This window comes from Sinorhizobium sp. 22678 (assembly GCF_052044265.1).
Lineage (GTDB): Bacteria > Pseudomonadota > Alphaproteobacteria > Rhizobiales > Rhizobiaceae > Sinorhizobium > Sinorhizobium meliloti_A.
In genome coordinates this window covers 600,293-617,474 of the sequence record NZ_JBQEMS010000001.1, presented here as the reverse complement: position 1 = coordinate 617,474, position 17,182 = coordinate 600,293, and the positions used below count along the sequence as shown (strand labels likewise).

Sequence of the window (17,182 nt, the reverse complement as noted above, 5' to 3'; positions counted from 1 at the left end):
CTCCAGTCGGTCAGTGGATGCTGCTTGAAAACGCGTCGAGCGCCAGGATCGCGTCGCGCACGGCCGCTACGGTAATGGCGACCGGCGTGGCATAGATGATGTTGCCGGGCCGGCAGGCGGCTTCCGCCACGCGGCCGATCTTGGCGGGCACGTCATCGACGACGCCGAAGTCCGCCAATTTGGTCGGCAGTCCGACGCTGCGGCAGAAGCGTATCATCGTCTCGATCTCGGATCGGTCGCGGTTTTCCAGCATCAGCAGGCAAAGCGTGCCGAAGGCGACCTTCTCGCCGTGGAAATAACCGTGCACCTCCTCCAGCACTGTCAGGCCGTCATGGATGCCATGCGCGGCCGAGCAGCCGCAATTCTCGAAACCGAGGCCGGATAGCAGCGTGTTGGCCTCGATGATGTTTTCGACCGCCTGGGTCAGCAGGCCGGCCTCGACGGCGATCTTCGCCTTGACGGCATCGCGTATCAGCACATCCTGGCAATGCCGGGCGATTGTCATCCCGGCTTCGGTAGCGGGGAAGCCGCCGGCCACATAATTGTCCGTGCGCGACTCGATGTTGGAGCGAGCCTCGAACCAGGTCGAAAGCGCATCGCCGATCCCCGCGACGAGGAAGCGTGCCGGCGCGGCTGCCACCAGGGCGGAATCGACGACGACGACGTCCGGGTTGCGGGGCAGGCGGAGCGCCTCCTCGTAGACCCCATGTTCGGTGTAGCGCACGGCAATCGCGCTGCAGGGCGCGTCGGTCGAGGCGATGGTCGGTGCGATGACGATGCGGGCTCCAGTGTCGATGGCGACGATCTTGGCTGTGTCGGCCGTCTTGCCCCCGCCCACGCCCACGAGAATATCGCTGCCCTGATCGATTGCGACCTTGCGGACGCGCTCGATCTCGGAGGTGCAGCACTCTCCGCCGAACCGCTCGAAGCGGATGTCGAGCGAGTCGCCGCAGCTTTTGCCGATGCGTTCGCTGAGTGCGTCGAACAGCACGCGGTCGATCAGGACGAGCGCGCGTTTGCCGAGCGGCGCCAGATAGGCCGCCAGCTTGTCGATCTCGCCCGCGCGCTGGATGTATTTGTTCGGACCGCCGAATGCCCGTGCCATTCAATTGCTCCTATCGCTGCATGGTGATGTGTAGGTCAGTGGATGGTGTAGCCACCGTCGATGGTGAGCACCGAGCCGGTGATGTAGCTGGCAGCGTCCGAAGCAAGGAACAGCACCGCTGCCGCCACTTCGCTGGCCTTGCCCGCGCGCCCCAGCGGCGTCATGCCGAGCCAGATTTTCGACCATTCGGGATCATCCAGACCACCCTGCGTCATCGCCGTCTCGATATAGCCGGGGGCGACGGCGTTGATGCGGATGTTGCTCTTGGCGAATTCACCCGCGAGCGACTTCGTCAACATGTGTACGCCCGCCTTGCTGGCGTTGTAGGCGACCTGGTTCTGCGGCAGGTTGCTTATGTAACCCGAGATCGATCCGATGTTGACGATCGAACCGCGGCCGGCCGCCGCCATCGTCTCGATAGCCGCGCGACAGCACCAGAAAAGGCCGGTCAGATTGGTGTTGATCACCTCGTTCCAGGTTTCCGGCTCGAGTTTCAGGCTGTCGCAATGGCGCGCGATCCCGGCATTGTTCACGAGGATGTCGAGCCCGCCCAACTCTGCTGCTGCCTGCCTGACGACCTGCTGCGCAGCGGCCTCGTTGGAAATGTCAGCGGGCAGGTAGATCGCCTCGATCCCCTTCTGCTTCAGTTGCCGGACAGCCTTTTCACCTTCGTCGCGCGAGCGGGCGGAAATGGCCACGCGCGCACCGGCTTCGCCAAGCGCCTCGGCACAGGCGAAGCCGATGCCGCGACTTCCGCCAGTGATGAAAGCGGCGCGCCCATTCAGTCTGAAAAGCTCAGCGTACACTTCTCCCCTCCCTGGCTATGCGCATCCCGGCGCCTCTAAAAATGTAGTTTAATTACCTTGACAATCGAGTGTCAATCCGAAAATCTAACTATCAGAGGTGGAATTGCCGGATTACGCCGGGGATGAGTAAATTTATCCTGGCGCTGTCTCGGTTAAATGTAGCTAAGCTACAGGAGGGTTATTGCATGGGCGTCCTGCGTCAATGCCGTTTCCGGCCGGACCGCTGGAAGGGTGGGACCTCAGCGACGGGTTGCCCGGCGTCGTCCCTTGGTCGCCGTCGCCCCTTCAGCGTCGCGCGCCTTCGCTGCAGCCAGATAGTGCTCTCGCGTCGCCGCGATGTGCCGTCCCATGAGGTCGATTGCGGCATCGTCGTCACTGCTCGCGACCAGCTCGGCAAGGCACACATGGTCTTCGAACGAGGAGGCCCCGTCGCCCGCAATCTCCAGGTAGGCTTGATATGTCCGTCCAGATACTAGTTGCCCCTGATTTGCTCGAAGCGCGAGTCGAGAACGCCTTGCGCCAGGCCGGCGCTGCGCAGGACTCGGCCGCTGCAGCGGTGCGGGCGATGATGCACGCCTCGCGCATCGGGGTGGACAGTCACGGCGTGCGGCTGGTGGTTCATTATGACCGCGTGCTGCGCGGCGGCCGGGTCAACGGCACGCCGAGCATGACGGTCCGCCGGACCGCGGCCGCCACGGCCGTCGTTGATGGCGACAACGCGCTCGGCCATCACGCGGCCTATGTCGCCATGGATCAGGCCATCGAACTGGCGCGCGAAAGCGGCATCGGCGCGGTCGGAGTCATCCGTTCCTCGCATTTCGGCGCGGCTGGCGCCTATGCACGGGTGGCCGCCGAGGCGGGCATGATCGGCTTTGCCACCACCAATTCCGACAGGGTCGTGGCGCCGTTTCAGGGTCGCGAGGCCTTCCACGGCACCAACCCCCTGGCATTTGCCGCGCCAAGCGGCGGCGCGCGGCCTTGGCTGCTCGACATGGCAACCTCGTCTATCCCGCTGAACCGGCTGCTCCTCTACAAGTCCCTCGGAGTGTCTTTGCCGGCGGGGGTCGCGGTCGACGAGGCGGGCCGGCCGACCGTGGAGCCTTCCGATGGCAGGACGCTTCTGCCGCTCGGCGGCGTGGATTTTTCCTTCAAGGGTGCAGCTCTTGCCGGCGTCGCGACGCTGCTGTCGGCCATCCTGCAGGGCATGACCCTCGATCATGACCTCATGCCCATGGTCGGAACGGATGATTATTCGACCCCGCGCGGAATGGGTCATTTCCTGCTTGCCATCGATCCGGACCGATTTGGCGGACGCGACGTCTTCAACAGGGGCATGGCTGCTTATCTGGAAGCCCTGCGGGCCGCGCCCGCGCAGGAGGGGGGCGAAGTGCTGGCGCCTGGCGACCGCGAATGGCGTGTCGAAGCCGCGCGTGCGCAAACCGGCATTCCGATCGATCCCGATACCGCGGCCTTTCTTGGTCTGCTGCGGGACCCGGCCGAACCGGCCGGAAGCTCCGAGGGGAGTTAGTTTCATAGCCAACACGTGCCGGGGCAGGGAGCCTCCGGCCATCAACTGGGGAGGAATAGAATGAAAACGATGCTGAAGCAGGGATTGCTGGCCGCAGCGCTGTTGACCTCGACGGCGCCGGCCGCCATGGCGCAGGAATGCGCGGATGCGGATCGCGTGCCGATCACATGGTCCACGATCGCGGGCTTCTACACGGATGCGATGGCGAAGCTGGTGTCGGGCTTCGAGGCGGGCCACTGCGTGAAGGTCAATGTCGTCAACATCGACAACTCGCAGCTCTACAACAAGCAGGTCATCGAAATGGTCGCCCAGACCGGTGCCTATGACGTCGTGACCCTCGAAACCTCCGAAAAGGCGGAATTCGCCGAAAACGGCTTCATTCTGCCGATGACCGAATATTTCGGGGACAAGAAGGAGCAACTCGACGATGTCGCGCCGACGCTCGCAGCGCTGACGACGCAGTACAAGGGCGATGTCTGGGGCCTGCCTTACTACACCTACACGGCCGGTTACATCTATCGCGCCGACCTGTTCGACGACCCGACCGAAAAGGAAGCCTTCAAGAAGCGCTTCAACTACGACCTCGTCGTGCCGACCACCTGGGCGCAGCACCGCGACATCGCCGAGTTCTTCACGCGCAAGGCTGGCGAGACGCTGAAAGGGGAAAAGCTCACCAAGGACTTTTACGGCGTCGGCCTGATGGCTGGTCCCTTCCCGGAGATCCAGGACGAAATGTCCGGCGTGCTCTGGTCCCAGGGCGCCGACTGGTTGACGGACGAAGGCAAGGTACCCGTCGATGCCGTCGAAAAGGCGATGAACGACTATCTGGAACTGGTCAAATACGCGCCGCCGGCCGCGCTTACCGTCACCTATGACGGGGTCATGAACCAGATGAAGGACGGGCAGATCGCCCAGACCTATTCCTTCTTCCTCGATCAGTGGCCGAATGCGGTGCAGACCGAAAAAGTACCGGGAGCGCGGATGGGCGTCGCCGAGGCGCCGGAGAAGAAAGCCTATATCGGCGGTTTCCTGCTGGCGGTTTCCGCATCATCCGCCCACCCGAAGGAGGCGATGGATTTCGTCGCCTATATCGGCGGACATGATGCGCAGATGGAGTTCGCCAAGGCTGGCGGGACCTCCACGCTGATGAGCGTTCTTTCCGATCCGGCCTTCGCCGCACCGGAGAGCCGCGCGAAGACCGGCCATTTCGCAACGCTCCTGGAAATCTTCGAGTCGATGAAGGGCTTCCGCTCGAACCTGTTCGACACGCCGTTCGGCGCGAAGATCTACAACACGATGCAGATCCCGCTGCAATCGGCCGCTGCCGGCCAGATCTCGGCCCGCCAGGCCGCCGAACAGCTTGCCGGCGAAGTCGAGAAGATTTGCGGCGGCCCGTGCCCGATCGGCAAGTGATCGGAGGCATCCCTCAACGCAATGCATGGTGGGCGCCTGCCCACCATGCGGATCGATCGAAAGGCGCGGACGACCCCGCGCAACCTTCTGGAGGAGTTTGATGTCGCAGTCGCTATCCGTGCCGGCGTCACGGGAAAGGGGAGTGGCCAGCCCGACTGCCATGTCCGATCGCTGGTTTTCGATCCTTCTCGTCGTGCCTGCGATGTTGGTCATTCTTGTCTTCGCCCTGCTGCCGCTCGCCTATGCGCTGGACGTGTCCTTTCGTTTCGCCGACCTGACGCGCGGCCGGATCGGAGATTTCGTCGGTCTCGACAACTACCGGGCGGTGCTGCACGACAGGGCCTTCTGGAGCTCCGTCTGGGTTACGCTCAAGTTCACGCTGACGGCCGTCACCCTCGAAATGGTGCTCGGCATCGCCATCGCCTTCCTGATTCACGGCGCCACGGCCGGCAAGGGCGTCATCCGCAGCCTGATGATCCTGCCGCTTGCTACCTCGGCCGCGGTGACGGGCCTTTTCTGGCGCTATCTCTACGACACGCAGTTCGGGCTGATTAACTACTTCCTTGGTCTCGTCGGGCTGCCGGAGCCCAACTGGCTCGGCGACTATACGATCGCGCTCTGGTCCGTCATCCTGTTCGATGTCTGGCAATGGACACCTTTCGTCGCGCTGATCGCGCTCGCCGGTCTCCAGGCCCTGCCCAAGGAGCCTTTCGAAGCCGCCGAACTCGATGGCGCCAGCACCTTCCGGGTGCTTCGCACCCTGACCTTTCCAATGCTGAAGCCGGTGCTCTTCCTCGTCCTCGTGCTGCGCACCATCGACAGCGTCCGGCTGTACGACGCGGTGGCGGTGCTCACGCGCGGCGGACCGGGCACGGTGACCGAAACCATGACCTTCTATCTCTACCGTACGGGCCTGAAGCTGTTCCGGATGGACTATGCATCCACCATGGCGATCTTCTTCCTCTACGCCATGCTGGTCGCAAGCCTCTTCGCGCTGCGCCCGCTGCTCACCCAATTTTCGTCCCGCGCATCGGAAGGCTGAGGAGAGCGCCATGCTGCAACGTGAATCAAGTTTCGCCAAGGAGGCGCTCCGCTACGGCCTGATCGTGCTCGTGCTCGGCTTCATCGTCTTTCCGATCGCCTGGATGATCATCACCTCGTTCAAGCCCGCCGATGCGGTCATGGTGTCGCCGCCGCGCTTCCTGTTCACCCCGACGCTCGAAAACTACACGCACGCGATCTACGACAAGAACTTCCTGTTCTACATCAAGAACACGCTGTTCATCTCCGTCGCTTCGACGATCATCGTCGTCCTCACGGGGTCGCTCGCGGCCTATAGTTTCGCCCGCTACAATGTCGGCGACGGCCATCTGCTCTTTTTCATCCTGTCGACAAAGATGTTTCCGGCGATTGCGGTGATCCTGCCTTACTTCCTGATCTTTCGGGATGTCGGCAAGACCGGCATCGGCCGCTTCTTCGGCATCGGCCTCGATCAGCCGGGGGCTTTGATCATCTCCTATACGGTGTTCAACCTGCCTTTCGCCATCTGGCTGCTGGTGTCCTTCTTCCAGGACATTCCCCGCGAGCTCGAACATTCCGCCCGTCTCGACGGCCTGTCGCGGCTGAAGGTCCTGGCCAAGGTCGTGTGCCCGTTGGCCGCCCCCGGCATCGCGGTCACCGGGGTGTTCACGCTGATCTTCAGCTGGAACGAGTTCCTCTTCGCCTACATCCTGACCCGTAAGGCCGCGAGCACCGTGACGGTAGGCGTCGAGTCCTTCTTCACCCTGCAAGGCATTCTCTGGGGGCCGGTCGCGGCCGCTGCCACCATCAGCGTCCTGCCGATGCTGGTCTTCGTGCTGGCCATGCAACGCTACATGGTCCGAGGCCTGACCTTCGGCGCTGTGAGAGGATAAGGTCATGAGCTTCAGTCAAGGCTGGGACACCGGCTTCCGCGTGATCCTCATCTATGTCGGCATCGTTTTCGTCTGGCTCGGCCTGATCGAGCCGTATTTCACCAGCCGGTCTGTGTCCGTCATCGTCATGAACATCGTTGCGTTCGCGATCTCTGCGGCTTTCGTCGTCCGCGCGCGCAATCGCTTTATCGCCGAGCGTCGGCAGGCCGAGGCCGACGTTGCCGCCCTGATGCAGGAGGACGTCTGATGTACGAATTGAGATCCGTCCACAAGCGATACGGGCTTGCCAAGGTCGCGCTGCGCAAGATCGATCTTGCCGTGCGCGACCGGGAATTCCTGGTGATCTACGGGCCTGCCGGCGCGGGCAAGAGCACGCTTCTCAACATCCTGGCGGGGATATCCAAGCCGACCAGCGGCGACGTGCTGCGCAACGGCACGTCCATTCTGCGCGTGCCGCCGGAAAAACGCGACGCGGCCATGGCTTTCGAGAATTATGCGCTCTATTCCCACCTTTCGGTCGGGGAGAACCTCGCCTTTCCGCTGAAGGCGCGCGGTTTCGACCGCGCCGAGATCGAGGCGCGGGTCAGGCGGATTTCCGGGATTCTCGGCATCGGGCACCTGCTCGAGCGGCGGCCGGGCTTCCTTTCCGGCGGGCAGCGCCAACGCGTCGCGCTCGGCCGTGCGATCATCCGGCCGGCCGATATCTATCTTCTCGATGAGCCGGTCGGCCATCTCGACGCGAAACTGCGCCACAAGATACGCGCCGAACTGAAGGCGCTGGCTGAGGACCTGGCCGCGACTGTCGTCTTCACCACGACTTCGTCGCGCGAGGCATTGGCGCTCGGCGACCGCGTCGCCGTACTCAATGCCGGCAAGCTGGAGCAGGTCGGCAAACCCGCCGATCTCTATCACCGGCCCGCCAACGCCTTCGTCGCTTCCTTCGTCGGCGACCCGCCGATGAGCTTCATCTCCGTGAAGCCGCGGCGCAACGACGGCAAGGTCGATTTCGTTACGGCGGACGGAATGCCGGTGGCCTCGCTTGCGGCCGAGGCCGTCCGGGACCTCGACGACGTGCCCGGCTCGCGGATCCAGGTGGGTTTCCGCTCCAACGAGGTCCGGATCGCCCGGGAGGGAGATTCCAACGCGCTTCGCGGCCGCGTCGATGTCATCGAGAACCTAGGCTATATGAAGATCGCACTGGTTGGCATCGGCGGCGACCAGGTTTCCGTCTCGGTGCCCGCCGGCACGCCGCTCGGTGTCGGCGAAACGGTCGCCATCGCCTTCCCGCGCGATGCCATTCATCTGTTCCAGAACGCCCGGGCGGTCACGCACGCGACGCCTTCCGCAGGAGTTTGACAAATGGCATCCATCAGAGCTGAAAAACTCGTCAAGCGCTATGGCGCCTTCCAGGCCGTGCACGGCATCGATTTCGAAATTGCCGATGGCGAGTTCGTCGCCATTCTCGGCCCCTCGGGCTGCGGAAAGTCTTCGACGATGCGTATGATCGCCGGTCTGGAGACGATCACCGAGGGGGCCATCTATTTCGACGGCAGGCGCGTCAACGACGTGCGCGCCCGCGACCGGAACGTCGCCATGTCCTTCGAGTCCTACGCGCTCTATCCGACGATCTCGATCTACGAGAACATCGCCTTTCCGCTGCGTTCGGCCAATGTCGACAACAGGGAAATCGACCGCCAGGTCCGCGACATTGCCGAGAAGATGGAGCTGACGCCGCTCCTGAACCTCAAGCCGAAGGGCCTCTCCTCCGGACAGGCGCAGCGTGTCGGCCTGGCACGGGCGCTGGTGCGCAACCCTGCGGTATTCCTTCTCGACGAGCCGATCTCGCATCTGGATACGCGCCAGCGCTACCGCATGCGCCGCTTCATCAAGAGCCTCCACCAGAAGTTCAGCTACACCATGATCTACGTCACCCATGACCAGGAGGAGGCATTGGCGCTCGCCGACCGGGTCATGGTGATGAGCGACGGCGAAATCCAGCAGATGGCGGTGCCCGACGAGGTCTACGCCCGCCCGAAGAACGCGTTCGTTGCCGGTTTCGTGGGCGAGCCACCGATCAATTTCTTCGACTGCCGCGTGGTGGCGGCGAACGGCGGCTGGGGGATCGAGTTCGAAGGCCGGAAGCTGGTTTTGCCGGAGCGTCTTCATGCCGCCGCGCAGGCTATCGGCGAGGGGGGCCTCGCGGCGATCCGGCCGCACTTTCTTTCGATCGACGGCGACAGCCCGCTGCGCCTCGACGGCAAGGTCTTCATCACGGAAGAGTTGCAGGATCAGAATCTGATCTTCGTCGACGTCGGCGATACACGGTTCACCCTGGTCGCCCATCCGTCGGTCACGCCCAAGCGCGGCGAGGCGGTGCCGGTCTCGATCGACCCGGAGCACCTCTTGCTGTTCCCGCGGTCGCAGGCGGGCAAGGTCGAGAGTATCGTCGCATGAGCTACGACCACATCGTGGTCGGCGGCGGAACGGCGGGTTGTCTTGCAGCCGGGAAGCTTGCGGGAGAGCACGGCGCGCGGGTGCTGGTACTGGAGGCGGGACCGGACGACCGCAATCCGCTGATCCGCATGCCCGCCGGCTTCGTCAAGCTGCTCGGCGTCGAGAAATACATGTGGTTCTACAAGTCCGTGGCGCAGGCCCGGCTCGGGGGCCGAAGGCCCATCGTCCCGCAAGGACGCGTGCTCGGCGGCGGTTCGTCGGTCAACGCGATGGTCTATATGCGCGGCCAGCCGGCCGACTACGACGGCTGGGCGGACGAGATCGGTGACGATCAATGGTCCTATGATGCGCTGCTGCCCTATTTCACGGCCATGGAGGACAATGCGCGGCTGAACGACGACTATCATGGCGTCGGCGGTCCGTGGAAAGTGTCGGATCTCGAGCACATCTGCGAGCTCTCGCGCGCCTTCGTCCTGGCGGCCCAGGGCATCGGTCTGCCGCATAACGGCGATTTCAACGGTCGAAGCCAGCGCGGTGCAGGCGCCTATCAGGTGACGACGCGCAACGGTCGGCGCTGCTCGGCAGTCGATGCCTTTTTGCGCCCCGCCATGGCGAGCGGCCGGCTGGACGTGAAGACTTGCTGTCTCGTTCATTCACTCATCATCGAGAACGGCCGCGCCGTCGGCGTACGCTATTCCGGGAACGGTAGCGGACGGTCTGTCGCCGAAGCCCGCTGCGATGGCGAAGTGCTGTTTGCCGCCGGCGCCATCGCGACGCCGAAACTTCTGATGCTCTCGGGAATCGGGCCCGGGGATCACCTGAAGTCCCATGGCATTTCGACGCTTGTCGACCTGCCGGGCGTCGGTGCCAACCTGCAGGATCACACCGAGACGCCGGTCGTGGCGCTTTGTAACGGACCATTCGGCTATTACGGCCACGATCGTGGCTGGAAGCAGATGCGCAACGGCCTCGAATATCTTCTCAACCGCAGCGGGCCGGTGACGTCCAACGGCGTCGAGGCGGGCGCCTTTTTTGATCCCGACGATCTCGGAGGCGACCCGAAGGTTCAGCAGTTTTGCGTACCGACGGTCTATCTGGACAAGGACCATACAGATCAGGAGGCCAGCCACGGGCTCACACTGAATTCCTGCGTTGCCCGGCCGCGTTCGCGCGGCTCGGTACAGCTCGCCTCCGCCGATCCAAAGGATCAGCCCCTGGTCGATCCGAACTATCTGGCCGATCCGGAGGACCTGCGCCTGTCGATTGGCGGCGTTCGCCGCGCGCGTGAAATCCTGCGGCAGGAGCCCCTGCGGTCGATGATCGCGCGCGAGGTGTTTCCCGGTCCCGACAAGGTGTCCGATGCGGATCTCGCCGAGCATGCCCGGCGGTTCGTCAAGACCGTCTATCACCCGGTCGGCACGTGTCGCATGGCCCGAGATGGCGACGCCGGCGGCGTGCTCGACGCCGAGATGCGGGTCCGCGGGGTCCAAGGGCTCCGGGTCATCGACGCATCCGCGATCCCGACTATCGTTTCCGGCAACACCAACGCCGCCGTGCTGGTCGTCGCCGACAAGGCGGTGGAGTTCATCACCGGCGGCAAGCGCCGCCAGCCTGCGGGAATCGCCCCCCGCAGCCCCTCGACAAATCGCCAGACAGCCTAGGAAACAGCCATGCCCCCCATGAAGACCGATCCCAATCCGCGCATGCCCTATCAATATCCCATGCCGAAGGAGGCGTTGCCCGACATCGTCATTCCCGACGCGATCCCGGCCGACGACCGGGTGTGGGTACCGCAGGGGCAGAATGTCTGGTTTCGCCCGCTCTGTCTCAACCGTTCCGCCGGCTACTGGATGAACCTGCTGAAAGTTCGCAAATCCGGCGTGCTCAGCCGCCACCGGCATCCGCAGGCGGTCCACGGCTTCGTGCTGAAGGGCCGCTGGCACTATCTGGAACACGACTGGGTGGCCGAGGAGGGCGGCTATGTCTTCGAGCCGCCGGGCGAAACCCACACGCTGGTCGTGCCCGACGACGTGGAGGAGATGATCACCTTTTTCCAGGTCAACGGCATCATGTACTACGTCGACGCCTTCGGCGAGCCGCTCGGTTTCGAGGACGTGTTCACCAAGATCGATATGTGCCGTGCCCATTACGAGGCGGTCGGGCTGGGGGCGGATTATGTCGACCAGTTCATCCGCTGACGGGCGGACCGGCGCAGCCGGCAATCCCGCCGCCTACCTGCGCCCCGGCCTGTTCGAGGGTCGGCAGGTGATGGTCAGCGGCGGGACCTCCGGCATCGGGGCGGCGATCTGCGAGGCTTTCGCCGCACTCGGCGCGGACGTGCTGGCCACGGGCGTTACCGAGGCGGAGATTGCCGCCGCCAAAAACCGGGCTGAACTCCGGAAAGTGCGATTCGCCACGCTCGACGTGCGCGACAGGTCTGCCGTCGAGGCTCTGGTCGCCGATCTGCCGCGGCTTGACCACCTGGTGAACTGCGCCGGCGTGATCCGCCGTAACGAGGAACTCGACCCGGATGTGTTCGCCGATGTCGTCGACGTCAACCTCAACGGCTCCATGCGCATCTGTGCCGCCGCCCGGCCGCGCCTTGCGGAAGCCGCCGGCACGATCGTCAACACCGCTTCCATGTTGTCATTCTTCGGCGGAGGGCTGGTGCCCGGCTATTCGGCCTCGAAGGGCGGCATCGCCCAGCTCACCAAATCGCTGGCGATCGCCTATGCGGCCGATAAAATCCGGGTGAATGCGATCGCGCCCGGCTGGATCGCGACGCCCCTGACGACGGCCCTGCGCGAGAACCCGGAGCGCAATGCGGCCATCATCGGCCGCACGCCGCTTAACCGTTGGGGCGAGCCGGCGGAAGTTGCCGGTGGTGTTCTCTATCTATCCTCGCCGCTCGCAAGCTTCGTTACCGGCAGCGTGCTGGTCGTCGACGGCGGCTATCTGACCATGTGAGGCAGACGTGAAAGCTATCGTTCTCCCCGGACTGCAGGCACGGCTCGATGACGTAACGCTCGACGAGCTGCCCATACCCGTGCCGGGTCCCGGCGAATTGCGCTTCAGGGTCATCGCCGTTTCGATCAATCCGGTGGACTGGAAGCTGACCCTGGATCACAAGCCGGAATGGAGCTATCCGCATGTGTTGGGGCTCGACGCCGCCGGTGTCGTCGACGCGGTCGGGCCGGGTGTCGAAGGCTGGGCGGTCGGCGACCGGGCAGTGGTTCACAACAGCCTCTGGAAGGCCGGCGTCTTCGCCGAATATTGCCTCACACAGGCGCACGCCACGTCGCGTCTGCCCGACGGCGTGGGCTTTACCGACGCGGCGGCCATCCCCTGTGCCGGCTACACGGCCTATCAGGCGCTCTTCCGAAAGGCACGCCTCGAGGCGGGCCAGACCGTCCTCGTCCAGGGCGCCAATGGCGGCGTCGGCGGATTTGCCACGCAACTGGCCCATCAGGCCGGCGCGAAGGTGATCGCGCTGGCGCGGCCGGAGCATTTCGCCGCCGTTCGCGGCTTCGGCGCCGATGTCGTCTTCGACTACCGGGACGCGGACCTGTTGCAGAAGGTGCGGGCAGAAACGGAGGGCGGCGAAGGCGTCGATGTCATGCTGGAAGTCGTCAACCCCGGGGACGCCCGCAAGTCGCTCGCCTTCGTTCACTACAACGGACATCTCGTATCGATCGACCCGCTGCCGGTCATGACCGACGTGCCGTCCTATACCTATGCCGCATCGATCCACGAGGTCGCTCTGGGCGGCGCCTATCATGCCGGCCACCTGCCGACCCAGCGCGATTTCGCCCGCATCGGCGATGACATGATGGCGCGTCTTGCGGCGGGCGGGATCGATCCGATGATCGAAGAGATCGTGGCGCTCGGGGATGTCCCGGACGCGCTGCGGCGGCTGCGGCGCCGGGCGGTGACGGGCAAGATCGTCGCCCGCGTCGCGCCGGATGCCTGACGAGAACAATGCAACACGGGAAAAACACCATGTCCAGGAACACGCACTACATCGACGGCCAGTTTGTCGAGGACCGCACCTCCGACCGCATCGCCGTGTACAACCCGGCAACCGCGGAGCAGATCGCGGAGATTCCGGACGGTCCGGCCGAGATCGTCGATGCGGCCGTCGACGCCGCGTGCAGGGCGCAATTCGCCTGGTCGGAACTGCCGCCCATCGAACGGGCAGGTTATGTCAAGGCGATCGCCGAGAAGATCCGCGGCAAGGTCGATGTTCTCGCCGAAACGATTTCCCGCGAACAGGGCAAGATACTATCCTTGGCCCGGGGCGAGGTGCTCGGCATGGCCGGGCTGATGGACTACATGGCCGAGTGGGCGCGCCGTATCGAGGGCGAGATCATCGCCAGCGACCGAAAGGGCGAGACGATCTATCTCAATCGCGTGCCGGTCGGCGTGGTCGCCGGCATCCTGCCCTGGAACTTTCCGTTCTATCTGATCGGACGCAAGCTCGCCCCGGCGCTCGTTGCCGGCAATACGATCGTCATCAAGCCGAGCGAGGAAACGCCGCTCAATGCGTTTCTCTTCGCCGAGCTGGCGGATGAGGTCGGCCTGCCGAAGGGTGTGTTCAACATGGTTTCCGGGCGCGGGCGCACGACGGGCGCCGCCCTGTCCGGTCATCCGGGCATCGATCTCGTCAGCTTCACCGGCAGCGTGCCGACGGGCGTCGCCATCATGGAGGCGGCGGCGAAGAATCTCACGCGGGTGAACCTCGAACTCGGCGGCAAGGCCCCGGCGATCGTATTGAAGGACGCCGACCTCGGCCTCGCGGTGGAGGCCATCACGGCGTCGCGCGTGATCAATACCGGGCAGGTCTGCAACTGCGCGGAACGCATCTTCGTCGAGCGGCAGGTGGCGGACGAATTCACGGAGCGCTTCATAAAACGCATGGCGGCCGTCACCTATGGCGATCCGATCGCCGAGCGGACCGTCGACATGGGGCCACTCGTCAATGCGGTCCAACTGGACAAGGTCGAGGCCATGGTCGACCGGGCACGCGAGGCGGGGGCCTCGGTGGTGCTGGGCGGAAAGCGCGCCGAGCGCAATCGCGGCCACCACTATGAACCGACCGTGCTTACCGGCTGCACCCCGGACATGGAGATCATGCGCAAGGAGATATTCGGTCCCGTCGCGCCGGTCGCCGTCGTCGAAGATGCGGACGAGGCGGTCCACTTCGCCAACGATACCGAATACGGTCTGACGTCATCGCTCTACACGCAGGATCTCAACAAGGCGATGCGCGTCACGCGGCGCCTGCAGTTCGGCGAGACCTATATCAACCGGGAAAACGGCGAGGCCTATCAGGGCTTCCATGCCGGGCGCAAGAAATCCGGAATCGGCGGTGCGGACGGCAAGCACGGTTTCTACGAGTACATGGAAACGCAAGCCGTCTATATCCAGCACGGCTGAGGTGGGAACGGACCGGCAGTGCCCGGCCAGAAAGGAATGGTATGTACCTTAAGAAATTCGATCTTTCCGGCCGCGTGGCCGTGGTGACGGGAGCCGGGCAGGGGATCGGGCTTGCCTGCGCGGAAGCGCTTTGCGAAGCCGGCGCGGCGGTCGTGCTCACCGACGTCAGCGTAGAGCGCTGCGAAGCCGGTCGGGCCGCGCTGGCAGCCAAAGGATATGCCGTCGAGACCGACCTGATCGACATCGGCGACAGCGCTTCCATCAATGCGGTGGCGGACCGCCTGGCAGATGGCGGCAGGGCGGCCGACATCCTCGTTGCAAATGCCGGGATCGCCCATGCCGGCGTTCCGGCCGAAGAGCTCTCGGACGCAGACTGGGAGCGGATGATCGGCATCAATCTCAGCGGCGCTTTCCGGTCCTGCAGGGCCTTCGGCAGGCATATGCTGGCCAAGGGCGGGGGATCGATCGTCACGATCGGTTCCATGTCCGGCACCATCGTCAACCGGCCGCAACAGCAGGTGCATTACAATGCGGCCAAGGCGGGCGTCCATCACCTGACCCGCTCGCTTGCTGCCGAGTGGGCGACCCGCGGCGTGCGGGTGAACTCCGTCGCGCCGACCTATATCGACACGCCGCTTCTGACTTTCGCCAAGGAGGACAAGCCGATGTACGAGCAATGGCTGGACATGACGCCGATGCATCGCCTCGGCCAGCCGGACGAGATCGCCTCGGTCGTGCTCTTCCTGGCGTCCGACGCCTCCAGCCTCATGACCGGGTCCATCGTTGCCGCGGATGCCGGCTATACCTGCTGGTAAGAGCAATTCCAGGAAAAATGCGTAGCGGTTTTCCGTCCGGGATTGCGGTTAAGCGACCAAAGCAATTCCAGGAAAAGTGCGTAGCAGTTTTCCGTCCGGGATTGCGGTTTGGGAGGAGGGGGACCCGATCCCGGTTTGATTTATCAGCATGACACGCTATACGTACAACATGATAAATAAGCGTCGACAGTGATTTCCTGTCGGTGCCTATTGCTCCTGGGTTTTACGTAGTCAAGCTACATATCCAGCATAGATTCCTGTCTGATTCATCTAGTGCTCCCTGGTGTACGGCCAAGTTTCTGGCGTTTCCCTGAAGCGAGGAATGGCTTGTCGCAAGCGAAATCACCAAAAAATGTAGTTGAATTACGAAATGGCATTGTCTAGCATGTCCTTGCGTGAGAGTGGGAAAGCCGATCGGCGTCCGCCGCACGTGTGGAGGAGAATTCGAGAGGGAGGGGAGCTATGTTCAAAAAGCTCGCAAAATCATCGCTGTTCGCAGCGGCGGCCACTATCGCACTCTTGCCGATGCTGGGCGCTGTGCCGGCCGTTGCGCAGGACGGCGAAAATATCGACGTTACCATCGGCTGGGTGCCGCCGGACATTACCGGCGTCTTCAAGACGGCCACGAATTTCTTCGAACTGGCTGCCGAGGACGCCAATAAGAATGGTTTCAATGTCAAGGTTCTGACGAAGTCGCCCACCAGCCCCACGGCCTTCGCCGAGCAGGTCAGCATCATCGAGGACATGATCCAGCGTAAGGTCGACCTCATCGCCGTTTCCCCGGCTGAAGTCGCGACCGTCAAGCCGGCCCTTGCCCGCGCGACGGAAGCCGGTATCCCGGTCGTCGTCGTCAATCTGCTCGAGCCGATCGACGGCGTTGACGTCTCGTCCTACATCGGCTTCGACAATACGCAGGGCGCGGAGGTGAGCGCCTATTCGGTCGTAGACTATTTCGGCGGTCCGGGCGTGCTCGGTAGGGGCGACAAGGTCGATGTCGAACCCGGCACCTATCTCGACCTGAAGTTCTGGGAGGATATCGCTTCCAAGCTCTCGGCCGAAGAAAAGGCCAAGATCAAGGCGCGCGGTGCCATCATCGAGGGCGTTGCCGGCGGCTTCTTCTCGACGGCCCGCCTCGACGGATTCCGCAAGGTGCTCGAGCAGTTCCCGGGTATCGAGATCGTCGGCGGCACCTGCGCCGGCGACTGGAACCGCGAGAAGGGCACGCGTTGCGCCGAGGACATCCTGCAGGCCAATCAGGGCGATCTCGATTTCATCTGGGCGGCGTCGAACGAGATGGGCCTCGGCGCGATGCTCGTCGCCGGCTCGCAGAACCGGCTCGAAACCACACAGGACGGCGCGACTGTCGGTGACAAGAAGGTGGCGATCTTCACCAATGACGTCACGCCGGAGTCGGTCGACCGCATAGCCGAGGGCAAGATGATCGCCGAAACGACCCACGGCTTCGCCGATTGGGGTTGGTTCGGCACCAAGTTTGCCGTCGAACTCGCCTGCGGCCTGGAAGTGCCGAAGACCTTCGATATTCGCCCGCGCAGCGTTTACGAGGCGAATGCGCGCAACTTCTATCCGGAACCGAAGCTTGAGCCGATCGACTGGAAGACCATCCGGGCGAACTGCAAGAAAGCCGACTGAGCTTCTCCCAGGGCTGCGGAGCATCCTCTCGAGAGAGGGGTGCTCCGCGCCGCCGCTTGTAT

16 protein-coding genes and 1 pseudogene are annotated in these 17,182 nt (G+C 63.9%); 14 read left to right on the top strand and 3 right to left on the bottom strand.

The annotated features are described in order from the left end of the window. Positions 1 to 10 precede the first annotated feature (10 nt). From ACTJKL_RS03120 to ACTJKL_RS03110, 3 genes and pseudogenes are all read right to left on the bottom strand, one after another. Complete coding sequence (locus ACTJKL_RS03120; RefSeq protein WP_440852145.1) at positions 11 to 1,105, bottom strand: glycerol dehydrogenase; 1,095 nt, start codon at positions 1,103 to 1,105, stop codon at positions 11 to 13. Between the two features lie 35 nt (positions 1,106 to 1,140). Beyond that, the gene (locus ACTJKL_RS03115; protein WP_411921549.1) at positions 1,141 to 1,911 is read right to left on the bottom strand and encodes an SDR family NAD(P)-dependent oxidoreductase; all 771 of its coding nucleotides are present in this window, start codon (positions 1,909 to 1,911) and stop codon (positions 1,141 to 1,143) included. Positions 1,912 to 2,150: 239 nt separating this feature from the next. Then, a pseudogene (locus tag ACTJKL_RS03110) lies at positions 2,151 to 2,336 on the bottom strand (GntR family transcriptional regulator); the annotation flags it as partial. Between the two features lie 32 nt (positions 2,337 to 2,368). On the opposite strand from ACTJKL_RS03110, the gene ACTJKL_RS03105 reads away from it, so the two are divergent. From ACTJKL_RS03105 to ACTJKL_RS03040, 14 genes are all read left to right on the top strand, one after another. After that, positions 2,369 to 3,439 carry an Ldh family oxidoreductase gene (locus ACTJKL_RS03105; protein ID WP_440852144.1) on the top strand — a complete coding sequence of 357 codons (1,071 nt, stop codon included), beginning with the start codon at positions 2,369 to 2,371 and terminating at the stop codon, positions 3,437 to 3,439. 60 nt (positions 3,440 to 3,499) lie between these two features. Continuing rightward, the gene (locus ACTJKL_RS03100; protein ID WP_440852143.1) at positions 3,500 to 4,852 is read left to right on the top strand and encodes an ABC transporter substrate-binding protein; all 1,353 of its coding nucleotides are present in this window, start codon (positions 3,500 to 3,502) and stop codon (positions 4,850 to 4,852) included. 142 nt (positions 4,853 to 4,994) lie between these two features. After that, positions 4,995 to 5,894 carry a carbohydrate ABC transporter permease gene (locus ACTJKL_RS03095; protein ID WP_234704913.1) on the top strand — a complete coding sequence of 300 codons (900 nt, stop codon included), beginning with the start codon at positions 4,995 to 4,997 and terminating at the stop codon, positions 5,892 to 5,894. A gap of 10 nt (positions 5,895 to 5,904) precedes the next feature. Further along, a complete protein-coding gene (locus ACTJKL_RS03090) occupies positions 5,905 to 6,765 on the top strand; it encodes a carbohydrate ABC transporter permease (protein ID WP_440852142.1) in 861 nt (286 codons plus the stop codon). A gap of 4 nt (positions 6,766 to 6,769) precedes the next feature. Further along, a complete protein-coding gene (locus ACTJKL_RS03085) occupies positions 6,770 to 7,012 on the top strand; it encodes a hypothetical protein (RefSeq protein ID WP_411921554.1) in 243 nt (80 codons plus the stop codon). After that, positions 7,012 to 8,121 carry an ABC transporter ATP-binding protein gene (locus tag ACTJKL_RS03080; protein ID WP_411921555.1) on the top strand — a complete coding sequence of 370 codons (1,110 nt, stop codon included), beginning with the start codon at positions 7,012 to 7,014 and terminating at the stop codon, positions 8,119 to 8,121. The genes ACTJKL_RS03085 and ACTJKL_RS03080 overlap by 1 nt, the downstream gene beginning before the upstream one ends. 3 nt (positions 8,122 to 8,124) lie before the next feature. Beyond that, positions 8,125 to 9,219, top strand: a complete 1,095-nt coding sequence (locus ACTJKL_RS03075; protein WP_440852141.1) for an ABC transporter ATP-binding protein — start codon at positions 8,125 to 8,127, stop codon at positions 9,217 to 9,219. Next, positions 9,216 to 10,880 (top strand): GMC family oxidoreductase, encoded by a 1,665-nt coding sequence (locus ACTJKL_RS03070; protein WP_440852140.1) that lies wholly within the window; start codon positions 9,216 to 9,218, stop codon positions 10,878 to 10,880. The genes ACTJKL_RS03075 and ACTJKL_RS03070 overlap by 4 nt, the downstream gene beginning before the upstream one ends. 9 nt (positions 10,881 to 10,889) lie before the next feature. Next, a complete protein-coding gene (locus ACTJKL_RS03065) occupies positions 10,890 to 11,417 on the top strand; it encodes a 2,4'-dihydroxyacetophenone dioxygenase family protein (protein WP_440852139.1) in 528 nt (175 codons plus the stop codon). Next, on the top strand, positions 11,395 to 12,186 hold the full coding sequence (locus ACTJKL_RS03060) for an SDR family NAD(P)-dependent oxidoreductase (RefSeq protein ID WP_440852138.1): 792 nt from the start codon (positions 11,395 to 11,397) through the stop codon (positions 12,184 to 12,186). The genes ACTJKL_RS03065 and ACTJKL_RS03060 overlap by 23 nt, the downstream gene beginning before the upstream one ends. A 7-nt stretch (positions 12,187 to 12,193) precedes the next feature. Next, complete coding sequence (locus ACTJKL_RS03055; protein WP_440852137.1) at positions 12,194 to 13,189, top strand: zinc-binding dehydrogenase; 996 nt, start codon at positions 12,194 to 12,196, stop codon at positions 13,187 to 13,189. Between the two features lie 29 nt (positions 13,190 to 13,218). Further along, positions 13,219 to 14,655 carry an aldehyde dehydrogenase gene (gene aldA / locus ACTJKL_RS03050; protein WP_440852136.1) on the top strand — a complete coding sequence of 479 codons (1,437 nt, stop codon included), beginning with the start codon at positions 13,219 to 13,221 and terminating at the stop codon, positions 14,653 to 14,655. A 41-nt stretch (positions 14,656 to 14,696) separates the two neighbouring features. After that, entirely contained in the window at positions 14,697 to 15,470 is a 774-nt protein-coding gene (locus tag ACTJKL_RS03045; protein ID WP_440852135.1) for an SDR family NAD(P)-dependent oxidoreductase, read from the top strand. A 462-nt stretch (positions 15,471 to 15,932) separates the two neighbouring features. Next, positions 15,933 to 17,120, top strand: a complete 1,188-nt coding sequence (locus ACTJKL_RS03040; protein WP_440852134.1) for a sugar ABC transporter substrate-binding protein — start codon at positions 15,933 to 15,935, stop codon at positions 17,118 to 17,120. Positions 17,121 to 17,182: the final 62 nt, after the last annotated feature.